The organism is Acidimicrobiales bacterium (assembly GCA_035316325.1).
Lineage (GTDB): Bacteria > Actinomycetota > Acidimicrobiia > Acidimicrobiales > VFJN01 > DASXTK01.
On record DATHJB010000100.1, the window covers coordinates 1 to 12,888 of the forward strand.

General features: G+C 72.5%; 13 protein-coding genes. 8 read left to right on the top strand and 5 right to left on the bottom strand.

Annotated features, from left to right (window positions below; translation table 11 throughout):
• Positions 1–280 precede the first annotated feature (280 nt).
• Positions 281–1,705 carry a hypothetical protein gene (locus tag VK611_13700; protein ID HMG42387.1) on the bottom strand — a complete coding sequence of 475 codons (1,425 nt, stop codon included), beginning with the start codon at positions 1,703–1,705 and terminating at the stop codon, positions 281–283.
• A gap of 191 nt (positions 1,706–1,896) precedes the next feature.
• Here VK611_13700 and VK611_13705 point away from each other — a divergent pair, with 191 nt between their 5' ends.
• Complete coding sequence (locus VK611_13705; GenBank protein ID HMG42388.1) at positions 1,897–3,042, top strand: LLM class flavin-dependent oxidoreductase; 1,146 nt, start codon at positions 1,897–1,899, stop codon at positions 3,040–3,042.
• Positions 3,043–3,087: 45 nt separating this feature from the next.
• Here the strand turns inward: VK611_13705 and VK611_13710 are convergent, their stop codons facing one another.
• Positions 3,088–3,711, bottom strand: coding sequence for a helix-turn-helix domain-containing protein (locus tag VK611_13710; protein HMG42389.1), 624 nt, complete (start codon positions 3,709–3,711; stop codon positions 3,088–3,090).
• 70 nt (positions 3,712–3,781) lie between these two features.
• Here VK611_13710 and VK611_13715 point away from each other — a divergent pair, with 70 nt between their 5' ends.
• Both VK611_13715 and VK611_13720 read left to right on the top strand, forming a co-directional pair.
• Positions 3,782–4,711: a homocysteine S-methyltransferase family protein gene (locus VK611_13715; GenBank protein HMG42390.1), complete on the top strand. Its 930-nt coding sequence runs from the start codon at positions 3,782–3,784 to the stop codon at positions 4,709–4,711.
• Positions 4,712–4,769: 58 nt separating this feature from the next.
• Positions 4,770–5,048: a hypothetical protein gene (locus tag VK611_13720; GenBank protein ID HMG42391.1), complete on the top strand. Its 279-nt coding sequence runs from the start codon at positions 4,770–4,772 to the stop codon at positions 5,046–5,048.
• A gap of 6 nt (positions 5,049–5,054) precedes the next feature.
• Here VK611_13720 and VK611_13725 read toward each other — a convergent pair whose 3' ends face one another.
• Positions 5,055–5,384, bottom strand: coding sequence for a hypothetical protein (locus tag VK611_13725; GenBank protein HMG42392.1), 330 nt, complete (start codon positions 5,382–5,384; stop codon positions 5,055–5,057).
• Positions 5,385–5,515: 131 nt separating this feature from the next.
• Here VK611_13725 and VK611_13730 point away from each other — a divergent pair, with 131 nt between their 5' ends.
• The 5 genes from VK611_13730 to VK611_13750 all read left to right on the top strand — a co-directional run bounded on the left by VK611_13730 (position 5,516) and on the right by VK611_13750 (position 10,394).
• Positions 5,516–6,721: an amidohydrolase family protein gene (locus VK611_13730; GenBank protein ID HMG42393.1), complete on the top strand. Its 1,206-nt coding sequence runs from the start codon at positions 5,516–5,518 to the stop codon at positions 6,719–6,721.
• Positions 6,714–7,433, top strand: coding sequence for an SDR family NAD(P)-dependent oxidoreductase (locus VK611_13735; protein ID HMG42394.1), 720 nt, complete (start codon positions 6,714–6,716; stop codon positions 7,431–7,433). The genes VK611_13730 and VK611_13735 overlap by 8 nt, the downstream gene beginning before the upstream one ends.
• A 117-nt stretch (positions 7,434–7,550) precedes the next feature.
• A complete protein-coding gene (locus VK611_13740; GenBank protein HMG42395.1) occupies positions 7,551–8,303 on the top strand; it encodes an ABC transporter ATP-binding protein in 753 nt (250 codons plus the stop codon).
• Positions 8,300–9,196, top strand: a complete 897-nt coding sequence (locus tag VK611_13745) for an ABC transporter permease (protein ID HMG42396.1) — start codon at positions 8,300–8,302, stop codon at positions 9,194–9,196. Before VK611_13740 ends, VK611_13745 begins: the two co-directional genes overlap by 4 nt.
• Positions 9,197–9,230: 34 nt before the next feature.
• The gene (locus tag VK611_13750; GenBank protein ID HMG42397.1) at positions 9,231–10,394 is read left to right on the top strand and encodes a hypothetical protein; all 1,164 of its coding nucleotides are present in this window, start codon (positions 9,231–9,233) and stop codon (positions 10,392–10,394) included.
• Between the two features lie 24 nt (positions 10,395–10,418).
• Here VK611_13750 and VK611_13755 read toward each other — a convergent pair whose 3' ends face one another.
• Both VK611_13755 and VK611_13760 read right to left on the bottom strand, forming a co-directional pair.
• A complete protein-coding gene (locus VK611_13755) occupies positions 10,419–11,975 on the bottom strand; it encodes an NAD(P)/FAD-dependent oxidoreductase (GenBank protein HMG42398.1) in 1,557 nt (518 codons plus the stop codon).
• On the bottom strand, positions 11,972–12,888 hold a 917-nt coding region (locus tag VK611_13760), incomplete at its 5' end, for an amidohydrolase family protein (GenBank protein HMG42399.1). The genes VK611_13760 and VK611_13755, both read right to left, overlap by 4 nt.

Genomic DNA, 12,888 nt, shown 5'->3' on the forward strand with positions numbered 1-12,888 from the left:
CTCCTCCCCCGCCGCCTCCGCCTCCGCCGCCCCCGCCTCCGCCCCCGCCGCCGCCGCCTCCGGTGTGCCCACCGCTTCCCCCGGTGTGCCCTCCGATGCCGCCGGTGTGCCCCCCGGCGCCGTGCCCGGTGGCCTAGGCAACTAGGAGAAGGCGTACCGACCCCGTCCCCGAGGTGCTGTGACCCATGTGGAGCACACCTCGGGGCCGGGGCCCCAACCTGAAGTCAGTCGACGTCCCGGAGCTGCAGCTCCGGGACGTCACGCGTCCGGGCTCGGCCGCTCAGTCCCTCAGGCTGCGGCCGAGGTCGGAGGTGGTGACGCTGAGGAGCGGGTTCTCGGCGCTGAAGAGGCCCCAGGGGGACTCGAAGCCCGGGACCTGCCACAGGTGGGCCATGTGGAGGTCGGCGAGGCCGCTGGCGATGTTGCCGCCGATCGACTCGCACAGCTCCTCGGGCGTGCCGTCGATGCCGACGACGAAGCCGCGCAGCGTGCACAGCGCCGGGTGGGCGTGCCAGGTGTCGTTGGGGCCGACGAAGCCCTCGGGCGCCTGGTCGCCGACGGTGGCGTAGCTCAACCCGACGATCCGCGACGTCGGCTCGGTCCCGTTGAAGAGGAGCATCTCGGGATCGGCGGGGTCGAAGGTGCCGTCGAGGTCGCCGTTGATCCAGTGGGCGCCGATGCCCGGGACGTACGGCGAGATCTGGTAGTAGCCGCCGGCCTCGGCGTCGGCCACGGTGGGGAACTGCTCGATCACCTTGCCCGAGGCCTCGAGCTGCTGCTGCAGCTCCAGCAGCTCGTCGGGGTCGGTGACGGGCTGCCACTCGACGGGGCCGTGGCTGTGCATCACCTCGGGATCGCCCGACTGGGCACCTTCGAGGAGGGCGATGGTGTTCTCGACGGCCCAGTCGACGTAGGTGGCGACGAGCTCGTCGGCCTCGGCCTTGGGCAGCTCCTTCACCAGGTCGGAGCGGTTCCAGATCTGCTCCGTCAGGTACTCGGCCTCCAGCGCCTCGAACTGCTCGACCTCCTCGTCGGAGGCGTAGCCGGCGAGGGCGTCGAAGCGGTACTCGGCCCACTCCTCGGTGCCGAGGTCCTGGCCGGCGACCCGCACGCCGTGGCCGTGGTCCATGCCCTCCATGCCCGCCATGTCGCTGCCGTCGGCGTGGCCGTGATCGTCGCCGTCGGCGCCATGGCTGTGCTCGCCGGCGAACGTGGGCGACACCGCCATCGACACGATCACCACGGTGGCCACGGCCCCGAGGCCGACGCCGCCGAACAGCGTGTTGCCGGCGACCGGTCGATCGCCGAGAACGTGCGTCAGGAGGACCACCGCCGCGGCGACGGCCGTCAGCTCCAGCAGCGTCGCCGCCACGTCGGGGAAGGCGACACCCTCCTTCTCCGACCCGGGGACGCCGACCGTGCGCGACACCACCCACACGGCCACGACCGCCAGGTTCACCGCGGCGGTCGCGCCGAGCCACAGGCGCTGCGGCCGGGCGCGGAGCACCAGCCCCGCGGCCAGCGCCAGCTGCAGCCACCCGGTGACGAGGAAGAAGATGCCGTGGCTGAGCTCCTCGTCGAGGTGGACGGGCGCGTAGGCGAAGTGGATGACGCCGGCGCCGACGAGCCCGGCGGCCGCCACGGCCCGCGTCACGTCGTCCAGGCCGCGTCCCGACGAGATCTCGTCCGTCGTTGCGTCTGCCATGCTGCCCCCCGGTAGCTCCGCTCCGCTTCAATACCGAGGGTAACATCCGCCTGCCGGTAGTGGAGGGGCCCGATTCGGAGGGGTCGCCGCCCGGCGCGTGACGGAGGGGTCAGGTGCGGACAAGGCCGCGTCGCGCGAACGTTCACGAGCCGTACATCGCCCGGCGTCGTTTGCCTTGTGGACTGGGCCCCATGCAGCTCGACGTCTTCTTCTTCGGCACGGTCCCCATGCCCGATGCGGGGAACGCCGGGCCGGTGCCGACCGACCGCCGCTACGGGCCCGACGCTGTCGTCGCCGCCTACGACAACCTGTTCGCCTGGGCGCAGACGGCCGACCGGCTCGGCTACGACACGATGTGGCTCACCGAGCACCACTTCCAGCACGAGGGCTACGAGGTGGTGCCCAACCTGATCCTGTTCGGCACGGCGCTGGCCATGCGCACCCAGCGGCTGCGGTTCGGGCAGATGTTCACGGTGGTGCCGCAGTGGCACCCCCTGCGCCTCGCCGAGGACTTCGCCATGGCCGACATCCTCACCGGCGGCCGGATGGTGTTCGGCGTCGGGCGGGGAACCGTGCCCCGGGAGGCCGAGTCGCTGGGTGCCATGGTCGCCTCGGGTGACAACGCCATGAGCCGCGACGCCGACCGGGTCAACCGGGAGATGTTCGAGGAGGCGATGGAGGTCATCAAGGCGGCCTGGTCGCAGGAGAGGTTCTCGTACGACGGCAAGCACTGGTCGTTCCCCCCGGTGGGGATCCCGGACCGGGGAGCGACGGTCAGCGAGCTGACCCTGGTGCCGCGGCCGGTGCGGGAGGTGGAGATCTTCCAGCCGATCACCTCGCCCGACACCATGACCTACGCCCCCGCGGCGGGACACAAGGGCGTGTACTGGCTGGGCCACCCGTCGGCGATCAAGCAGCGCTGGGACTCCTACGCCGAGGTGGCGGAGGCGGCGGGCCGGATCGTGCGGCCGGGGGAGGACCGGGCGCTGGTGCTGAACGTGCACGTCGGACCGACCCGGGAGGCCGCGATCGCCTCGGTGCGGGACGGGCACGACGAGTTCTGCCGCTTCCTGGCGCCGTACGGGCGGTTCACCTCCTACCTGGAGCCCGACGGGTCGAAGAAGCAGTTCACCTACCAGCCGACGGTCGAGGACTCGATCGAGCAGCGGATCATGGCGATCGGCTCGGTCGACGACGTGGTCGAGGTCATCGGCCGGTACCGGGAGGAGCTGTCGCTGCGGCACCTGGTGGTCTTCCCCGACTTCCCGGGCCTGACCCGGGAGCAGATGGACGAGCAGCTCCACCTGGTGGCCGACGAGGTCATGCCCCGGCTGTGAGGGTGGCGGGCTGCCCGACGCCGACGGTGCACGGGCTCGACCCCGCTAGCGATCGGGCTCGTCGAGGCGGAACAGAGCCTCGACGAGCTGGCGGAACACCCGCAGCTGGGCACCCATGGCGGCGGTCTCCTCGAGCGTGCGGCACAGGATGAAGCCGCCCTCGAACGTCGTGTAGAGGTGGTCGGCCAGCGCGTCGACGTCGATGCCGAGGCCGGGACGGCGAGCGGCGATCGCGGGGCGCAACAGATCGACGAGCGCGGCCCGCCATGCCAGTTCCGTCTTGGCGACCAGGGCGTTGATGTCGCTCCCGGTGAACTCCCGCTCGGCGAGCACGGTGGCGAACAGGCAGCCCGACTGCGCCGACATCAGCTCTTCGGCACCGTCTTCGTAGAACCGCAGGAAGGCCACCACCCGCGCCGCGGGGTCCTCGACGCCGGCGATGGCGGCCAGGCCCGCGTCGAGATGGGCCAGATCGGCGACGACGTAACGCTCGACCAACCGGAGGGCGAGATCTGCCTTCGACCGGAAGTGGTGGAAGAACGCCCCCTTCGAGCTGGACGACTCGGCGATCACCTGGTCCAGCGGGGTCGCGTTGTAGCCCTGCTCGATCATGAGCCGCTCCGCGGTGTCCAGGATCCTTCCACGGGTGGCCGTTCCGTCTCGCGGCATGAACCGGTTGTACCAGACCAGCCGGTCTGTTAAAACAGACCAAACAGTCTGGAACGAAGGAGCGGGAACCATGGAGCCGACGGACCACCGCGGCGCGCTGCCGCAGATGTCGGGGCGTCCGGTCGTCACCGACGGAGGCCTCGAGACCGACCTCGTCTTCCACCACGACGTCGACCTGCCGGACTTCGCCGCGTTCCCTCTCGTCGACGACGCCCGTGGCCGGGACCTGCTCGTGCGCTACTACGAGGACTACGTCGACATCGCCCGGCGGGCCGGAGCGGCGCTGCAGCTGGAGACGCCGACGTGGCGGGCGAGCCGCGACTGGGGCGACCGCCTCGGCTACTCCGCGACCGATCTCCGCCGGGTGAACCGCGACTCCGTCGCCCTGCTCGAGAGCCTGCGGGACCGGGCCGGCCTCGACACGTTCCTGATCAGCGGCTGCCTCGGGCCCCGCGGCGATGGGTACGTCGCCGGCGGGGTGGTCGACCCCGACGCGGCGGCCGCCTACCACGCACCCCAGATCGAGGCCTTCGCCGAGGCGGGAGCCGACCTGGTCACGGTCCTCACCCTCACCGGGACCGGCGAGGCGATCGGCATCACCCGCGCCGCACGATCCGCCGGGATGCCGGTCTCGGTCTCCTTCACCGTCGAGCAGGACGGCCGGCTTCCCGACGGCACGCCGCTGTCGACCGCCATCGCCGAGGTCGACGCCGAGGGCGGTCCCGACTACTTCATGGTCAACTGCGCCCACCCCACCCACATGGCGCCGGGGTTGGCCGAGCCCGGGGAATGGCAGTCACGCATCGTGGGGCTTCGGGCCAACGCGTCGACCCGCAGCCACGAGGAGCTCGACGCCGCCACCGAACTGGACGAGGGTGAGCCCGTCGAGCTCAGCGCTGCGCAGGACGCCCTGCGCCCGCACCTGCCCAACCTCGCCCTCGTCGGCGGGTGCTGTGGCACCGACGCCCGTCACGTGGCCGCCATGTGGGGCGTCACCTGATCCCCCGGGGGCGACCCGTGCGCGGTTTCGGGGGCGACGGGGAGGGAAGGGCGTGGGCATGGCAGACGAGATGAACCTGACCACCGATCACCAGCAGATCCGGCGGTGGGCCGAGAGCGCCGGAGGCCGGCCGGTGCAGGTCCACATCGCCCACACCGAGGTCACCGTGCCGCACCTCGACTTCGACGGCAGGTCCGCAGGCCGGAACATCCAGGTCATCGCCTGGAGCGACTGGTTCGAGATGTTCGACCAGGCCGGCCTGGCGCTGCTCTACGAGCAGCCGGCCGACGGGTCACGGAGCACCTTCAGCAAGCTCGTCCAGCGCGACCCGGGCTGACCGGGGTCAGGGCTCGAGCACCACCCAGCCGCGACGCTGGAGCTCGGCGGCGAGCTGCTCCGCCGGCACCCGGCGCAACGCCTGCTCGGCGGCGGAGAGCCGGACGGGCGGCGCGGCGCCGACATCGGGGGCACCGGCGGTCTCGGCCTCCTGCAGTTGGGCGATGAACGCCTCGGCCTCGTCGCGGGTGAACTTGCCGGCGGACTGACGCTGCGTGAACCCCAGGGGGCCTCGGGCGTCGCGGAAGTCGTCGTGGCCCGCCTCCTGCAGGAGCCCGAGCAGCTCCTGCACCTGCTTCGCCGTCGCCGGCGGTCCTGTCTGCTGTCCGAAAGCCATGACCGACAGCTTGCCCGCCCGAACGCGCGTTCGCAAGGACCCTCGGCGTCAAGGGGGGCGTAAGGGGGCGTCGCGGGAGTGTTCATCGGGCGTAAACGGGGCGGACGGGTTGGGCCGGTGGACTGGGGGCCATGGAGGGTCGGACGCTGTTGCGGGGGGCGACGCTCGGGGACGGGAGCGTCGTCGACGTCGTGTTGGAGGGCGAGCACATCGCCGAGGTGGGGACGGGCCTGGCGGGGGGCGCCGTGCACGACCTCGACGGGTGGATGCTGCTGCCGGCGCCCGCAGAACCGCACGCGCACCTGGACAAGGCGCTCACCGCCGACCTGGTGGACAACCCCACGGGCGACCTGGCGGGGGCCATCGTCGGGTGGGATGCGGTGTGCGGGGGACTGAGCGCCCAGGACTTCGCGTCACGGGCCAGGACGGCGGCGCTGAGGTTGCTGGCCAACGGCTGCACCGCCGTGCGGAGCCACGTGAACGTCGGAGGGCCCTCGGGGCTCCGAGCCGTCGAGGCGCTCGTCGGCGTCCGAGCAGAGCTGGCGCCGCTCATGGACCTCCAGCTGGTGGCGCTCATCGGGACCCCGACCGACCGCGGGTTGCTGTGCGCCGCCCTCGACATGGGCGTCGACGTGGTGGGCGGGTGCCCGCACCTCGACGTCGACCCGCTGCAGTGCCTCGACACCACCGTGAGCGTCGCCGCCGACCGGGGCCTGTCGGTCGACCTGCACATGGACGAGACCCTCGACCCGCACCACCTGTGGGTGCGCGACCTGGCCCGGGTCGTCGGGGCACCGGGCGACCGCTGGGCCGACGACGTGACGGTCGCCGCCAGCCACTGCGTCAGCCACGGCATGCAGGACCCGGCGACCCAGCACCTCGTCGCGGAGGAGCTGGCGGAGGCCGACGTCGCCGTGGTCACCCTGCCGCAGACCAACCTCTTCCTCCAGGCCCGGGGGATCGCCCAGGCGCCGCCTCGGGGGCTCGCCGGCCTGCAGGCGCTCCTGGCGGCGGGCGTCACCGTGGCCGGCGGTGCCGACAACCTGCAGGACCCCTTCAACACCGTCGGTCGGGCCGACCCGCTGGAGACGGCGGCGCTGCTGGTGATGGCGGGTCACCTGTCGCCGCCGGCGGCCTACGAGACCGTCACCACCGCCGCGCGGCGGGCGCTCGGCCTGCCGCCCGTCACCGTCGCGCCGGGGTCGCCGGCCGAGCTGCTGGCCGTCCGGGCGCCGTCGCTGCGGGCGGCCGTCGCCGACGCGCCCCTCGACCGGATGGTGTTCGCCAAGGGTCGCCTCGTCGCCCACACGGCTGTCGAGCAGACCATCCATGGGTGAGGGCCGCCTCGCCGGACGGGTCGCGCTGGTGACCGGCGGGGCCCGGGGCATCGGCAAGGCCATCGCCGCCGCGTTCGCCGACGAAGGGGCCCACGTCGCCGTCGTCGACGTGCTCGACCCCGGTGACGACGCCTGGGCGGTCGAGGCCGACCTGCGCCACCCCGACCAGGTCACCTGGGCCGTCGACGCCGTCGCGGCCCGCCACGGACGGCTCGACATCGTGGTCAACAACGCCGGGGTGTTCCGGTCGACCCCGCTGCTCGACATCTCGCTCGACGAGTGGCAGCTGCTGTTCGACGTGAACGTCCGGGCGCTGCTCCTCACCACCCAGGCCGCCGCCCCCCACCTGGCCAAGGCGCCGGCCGCCCGGATCGTCAGCATCGCCAGCATGGGCGGCAAGCTGGGCGAGCCCGGCCAGGCCCACTACGCCGCCACCAAGGCCGCCGTCATCGCCCTCACCCGGGTCGCCGCCATGGAGCTCGGCCCCCAGGGCATCACCGTCAACTGCATCTGCCCCGGCTACGTCGCCACGGACATGGGTGCCGCCGACCGCACGCCCGAGCAGGTCGCCCAGTGGGAGAGCCTGTCGCCGCTCGGCCGCCTCGGCACCCCCGACGACGTCGCCCGCATGGCCCTGTTCCTCGGTTCCGACGACGCCGCCTACTGCACCGGCCAGGCGTTCAACGTCACCGGCGGGATGGTCATGCACTGACTCGCCCACTGACCCGCCCACGCCCGCAGGGTCAACAGCTTGTTGAAAGGCGGGTCACACAGAGCGTTTACGGACGCGACACGGGCATGGCATGCAGCGCTCATACGTTCAGCAGGCATGGCGACCACCAGCGCTCCGACCCACACGTCGCTGCGGTTCGACCACGTCGGCATGGTGTTCCCCGACGGCACCCATGCGGTCGACGACGTCTCCTTCGGCCTCGACAAGGGCGAGCTCGTCAGCGTCGTCGGCCCCTCCGGCTGTGGGAAGTCGACCCTGCTCCGCATCGCCGCGGGCCTCACCACCGCGACCGGGGGCCACGTCGACGTCGACGCCGACGACCTCGGCTACGTCTTCCAGGACGCCACCCTGCTGCCGTGGCGGAACGTCCAGGCCAACGTCGAGCTGTTCGCCGAGCTGCACGGAGCCCCCAAGGAGGAGCGCCGCCGGCTCGCCGCCGAGGCCATCGAGCTGGTGTGGCTCAAGGGGTTCGAGGAGCAGATGCCCCGGCGCCTGTCGGGCGGCATGAAGATGCGGGTGTCGCTGGCCCGGTCGCTCACGCTGAAGCCGGGCGTGTTCCTGTTCGACGAGCCCTTCGGCGCCCTCGACGAGATCACCCGTGAGCGCCTCAACGACGAGCTGCTGCGCCTGTTCCTGAGCCAGAGGTTCGCCGGGCTGTTCGTCACCCACTCGGTGAGCGAGGCGGTGTTCCTGTCGACCCGGGTGCTGGTGATGTCGCCGCGGCCGGGGCGGATCGTGGCCGACGTCGCCGTCCCGTTCGACTACCCCCGGGCCCCGGAGCTGCGCTTCGAGCCCGCCTTCGCCGCGCTCGCCGGCCAGGTGTCGGCCTCGCTCCGGGAGTCGCGGTGACCTCCGTGCTCCCCGACGTCGAGTCCCCCCTCACCGAACCGGCCTCCGACGACGACGGCGGGCTGCCGTCCTCGGAGGCCGGTTCGCCCCGCGGGCGCCGCAGGGGGTCGCGGCTCGCCAATCTCCTCCCGCCGCTCGGGGTGCTCGCCCTGGTCCTCGGCATCTGGAACGCCTTCTCCTACCTGCTGCTGAAGGAGAGCCAGCGGTTCCTGATGCCGCCGCCCCACGAGGTGGTGAAGGTCGGCTTCCTCGACACCGAGAACCTCACCGAGATCCTCCACGGCCTGTGGTCGACCACGCAGGTGGCGATCGTCGGCCTGGTCATCTCGATCGTGCTCGGCACCCTGCTGGCGGTGGCGATGAGCCAGGCGCTGTGGGTGGAGCGGTCGATCTACCCCTACGCCGTGGTGCTGCAGACCATCCCGATCATCGCCACGGTGCCGCTGATCGGCTTCTGGTTCGACTTCAACTTCCGCAGCCGGGTGATCGTGGTGGTGCTCATCTCGCTGTTCCCGATCATCACCAACACGCTGTTCGGTCTGAAGTCGGCCGACCGACAGCTCCACGACCTCTTCACCCTGCACGGTGCCAGTCGCGCCACCCGCATGCGCAAGCTGCTCCTGCCGGCAGCGCTGCCCGCGATCTTCACCGGCTACCGCATCGCCGCGGGGCTGTCGGTGATCGGTGCCCTCGTCGGCGACTTCTTCTTCCGGCAGGGCGAGCCCGGCATCGGCCGCCTGCTCGACATCTACCGCAACCGGCTCGAGTCGGAGGAGCTGTTCACGGCGATCTTCTTCTCGTCGCTGCTGGGCCTGGTCGTGTTCTGGGGCTTCGGGTTCCTGGCCAACCGGCTGCTGCGCTCCTGGCACGAGTCGGCCGGCGGAGATCACTGAGGCGGGCAACCGCAACCAAACAAGGAGGGCATGGATGTCACGCGTTCCATCGTGGCGGCGAGCCGTCGCGCTGGCGTTCGCTCTGGGACTGATCGCCGCGGCCTGCGGCGACGACGACGACGCGGCCGAGGACGACAGCGGCAGCGGGGAGGGCGGTGGCTCCGAGGCCACCACGGACCTCTCCTCGGTGTGTCCCGACCCGCTCGTCGTGCAGACGGACTGGTTCCCCGAACCCGAGCACGGCGGCCTCTACCAGGTCATCGGCACGGACGGGGAGCCCGACGCCGGCGCCGGCACCTACACCGGCCCCCTGGGCGACACCGGCATCGATCTGGAGATCAGGGCCGGCGGGCCGTTCCTGGGTGGCCAGTCGACCAGCGCCCAGATGTACGCCGACCCCGACATCTTCATGGGGTACGTCGCCACCGACGAGGTCATCAAGGACTCGGGCGACCAGGCCCTGGTGTCGGTGGTGAGCCCGCTGGAGAAGAGCCCCCAGATCCTCATGTGGGATCCCGAGGCGTTCCCCGACATCCAGGACTTCGCCGACATCGGCGAGTCGGGCGCCCCCGTCCTCTACTTCGAGGGCTCGGCCTACATGGACTTCCTGGTCGGCAAGGGCTTCCTCACCGAGGACCAGCTCGACGCCTCCTACGACGGGGCGCCGAGCCGGTTCGTGACCGAGGAGGTGTTCCAGCAGGGCTTCGCGTCGAACGAGCCGTACAAGTACGAGAACGACATCGACGAGTGGAAGAAGCCGGTCGACTACCTGCTCATCCACGACGCGGGGTACGAGATCTACCCGTCGTCGCTGGCGGTGCGCCCCGAGCGCGTCACCGAGGACGCCGACTGCCTGGAGGCCGTCGTGCCGATCATGCAGCAGGCGCAGGTCGACTACATGGCCGACCCGGAACCCATGAACGACTTCTTCCTGGGCTACGTCGAGGACATGGCGTCGTTCTGGACGCTGTCGGCGGAGGGCAACGCCGACGCCGTCGAGGTGATGACCGACGAGGGCCTGGTGTCGAACGGGCCGGACGACGTGATCGGGAACTTCGACATGGAGCGGGTCCAGACCCTGATCGACGAGACGCTGCCGATCTTCGAGAGCGTCGGGGTCGACTCGATCAAGGAGGGCGTCACCGCCGAGGACGTCGTCACCAACGAGTTCATCGACGACTCGATCGGCCTCCCCTAGGACCCGGAGTCCGGGTCCCGCAGGTCAGTTGCTCGTGGCACCGCCCACGTCGTGGAGGACGACGTGGGCGGTGTTGCGGCCCGACGCTCCCCACACGCCGGCGCCGGGGAAGGTGGCGGCGCCGGTGAGGTAGAGGCCCGCGACGGGGGTGCGGTAGCGGGTGAGCTCCCGGTCGCGTCCCAGCAGCGCCGCGAGGGGACCACCGGCGAACGATGGGGCGTGGCCCCTGGTGAGCGAGAAGTCGCGCTCGTAGTCGGGTGGCGTCATGACCCGCCAGCGCCGCACGCCGTCGAGGAACCCGGGCTCGGCCAGCGAGGCGAGGGCCTCCAGCCAGCGCTCCGGCTCGGACGACCCCTCCCAGCCGCCGGCCAGCGAGTAGGGCGTGCCGAGGACTTCCAGGCTCAGGACGTGGTCGCCTCGAGGCCCCACCCGCATCGTCGGGTCGAGCACCGAGGGGACGTTGACGAACAGGGGAGGCCGGTCGGCGATCTGCCCGTCGCCCATGAGGCGGTGGGCGTCACGGAGTCCCGCCACGCTCGGGGCGACGATCGCCGTCGGGACCAGGTCGCCGTCGACGCCGGGGAACCGGGGCGGCTCGGCCACCACGGCGTCGAGCTTCGACTCGTAGCCCTCGTGCTGCGGTTGCTCCGACCAGCGCCGGAGCACCTCGGCGGCCCCGGCCGGCGGATCGCGCAGCCACTCGACGAAGGCCCGCCGGGGGTCGCAGGCGACGACCACCCTCGTCGCCCGCACGACCTCGCCGCCCTCCAGCTCGACACCCAGCACCTGCTCGCCGTCGCAGAGGATGCCGCCCACCCGCTGCCCGCACCGCACGCGGCCGCCCGACGCCAGGAACGACGCGGCCACGGCGTCGGTGAGGCGACCGCTGCCGCCCTCGGGCCGCCCGACCCGGGCGACGTGCTTCATCGCGTAGCCCAGGGCGGCCATCCCCGTGCGCTGGTGCTCGCCGGTGATGCCCCACACCGCCGGGCCGGTGGTGAGCACGGGGGCCAGCAGGGCGTCGCTGCGGAAGAAGCCCCGCAGCACGTCGACCGCGGTGCGGCGGCTCCAGCGCAGCAGGGTGGCAACGCCCCGGGCCCGCCGGTCGAGCACCCGCCGGGCGACCGCCGGGAGCGTCGGGGGCGCGCCCGCCAGCTCGAGCACCAGCTCGGCGACCGGTCTGGCGACCCGGACGTAGCGCCGGTAGCCCTCGACCTCGTCGGGGTGCGCCTGTCGCAACGAGTCGAGCGTGGCGGCGAGGTCGTGGTGGAAGGTCCACGGCGCGGCACCGTCCCAGCTCAGCGACAGCTGTGCCGGCTCGACGTCGAGGTAGCGGAGGCCGTGGTCGGCCAGGCCCAGCTCGTCGGCGATCGGCGTGGTCCGGAACGTGAGGTGGTCGCAGTTGCACACGTTGACCCGGGCCCCCAGCGCCGCCGGGATCACCGTCGAGGCGCAGCCGCCCACATCCTCCCGGGCCTCCACGACGACCACGTCGAGCCCCGCCCGGGCCAGGTAGGCCGCACAGATCAACCCGTTGTGCCCACCCCCGACGACCACGACGTCGTGGTCGGTCCCGCTCATCGGCGGCGGGCGGACACGAGGGAGCGGAGGCGGGAGGCGACGGTGTGCTCGTCCTCGGCGACCAGCTGCCCGTCCCGCACGACGACCTCCCCGGCGACCACGACGTGGCGCGGCCGACGCCCCGGCCCGGCCCACACCAGACCGGCAAGCGGATCCGCGACCCCGGCGTCGGCCACGCCGGTGACGTCCCAGCAACACAGGTCGGCGGCGGCCCCCGGCTCCAGGTGCCCGAGGTCCGGTCGCCCCAGCCCCGCCGCCGAGCCGGCCGTCGCCAGCGTCAGCACCTCCCGGGCCGTCAACGGCCGCCCCGTCATGGGCGCCACCTGCATGGCCAGGCGGGCGTCGGCCAGGAGGTGCCCGGCGTCGTTGGTGCCGCCCCCGCTGGTGCCCAACCCCACGGCGACGCCCCGGTCGAGCAGGTCGCCCGCCGGCGCCACGCCCCACCCCATCACCAGGTCGCACCCGGGGGCGTGGGTCGCCGACACCCCCGACCCGGCCACCAGCTGCGCCTCCTCCGGGGAGATGGCGCACAGGTGGGCCAGGGTGACGTCCGGCGCCAGCCAGCCCCACTCGTCGAGCAGCTCCAACGGCCGCCGCCCGTAGCGCTCGAGCGCCCGCTCGACGTCGACCACCTCGTTGGCCTGCGTCCGCCGCCGCAGCCCGTACCGTTCGGCCACCTCCGCCAGCAGCCGGAAGGTCTCGACGCCGTCGGAGTGCACGCCCGCCGGCCCCACGGCCACCTGCACCGCCGGCGTCAGGGCCTTCACGATCGCCTCGGCCGAGGCCGCGGCGTGCTCCGCGTCGTCGCCGGCGGTCCCCCGCACGAACACCAGCCGGGCGCCCAGCCCCTGCGCCGCCGCGGCGGTGGCCGACGCCAGGGCCACGTCGTCGTCGACCGATCCCGCCGGCCAGG

Excerpts from the sequence above, each read along its gene's own strand:
- VK611_13700 (HMG42387.1), bottom strand. The coding sequence starts at position 1,705 with ATGGCAGACGCAACGACGGACGAGATCTCGTCGGGACGCGGCCTGGAC.
- VK611_13705 (HMG42388.1), top strand. The coding sequence starts at position 1,897 with ATGCAGCTCGACGTCTTCTTCTTCGGCACGGTCCCCATGCCCGATGCG.
- VK611_13710 (HMG42389.1), bottom strand. The coding sequence starts at position 3,711 with ATGCCGCGAGACGGAACGGCCACCCGTGGAAGGATCCTGGACACCGCG.
- VK611_13715 (HMG42390.1), top strand. The coding sequence starts at position 3,782 with ATGGAGCCGACGGACCACCGCGGCGCGCTGCCGCAGATGTCGGGGCGT.
- VK611_13720 (HMG42391.1), top strand. The coding sequence starts at position 4,770 with ATGGCAGACGAGATGAACCTGACCACCGATCACCAGCAGATCCGGCGG.
- VK611_13725 (HMG42392.1), bottom strand. The coding sequence starts at position 5,384 with ATGGCTTTCGGACAGCAGACAGGACCGCCGGCGACGGCGAAGCAGGTG.
- VK611_13730 (HMG42393.1), top strand. The coding sequence starts at position 5,516 with ATGGAGGGTCGGACGCTGTTGCGGGGGGCGACGCTCGGGGACGGGAGC.
- VK611_13735 (HMG42394.1), top strand. The coding sequence starts at position 6,714 with ATGGGTGAGGGCCGCCTCGCCGGACGGGTCGCGCTGGTGACCGGCGGG.
- VK611_13740 (HMG42395.1), top strand. The coding sequence starts at position 7,551 with ATGGCGACCACCAGCGCTCCGACCCACACGTCGCTGCGGTTCGACCAC.
- VK611_13750 (HMG42397.1), top strand. The coding sequence starts at position 9,231 with ATGTCACGCGTTCCATCGTGGCGGCGAGCCGTCGCGCTGGCGTTCGCT.
- VK611_13755 (HMG42398.1), bottom strand. The coding sequence starts at position 11,975 with ATGAGCGGGACCGACCACGACGTCGTGGTCGTCGGGGGTGGGCACAAC.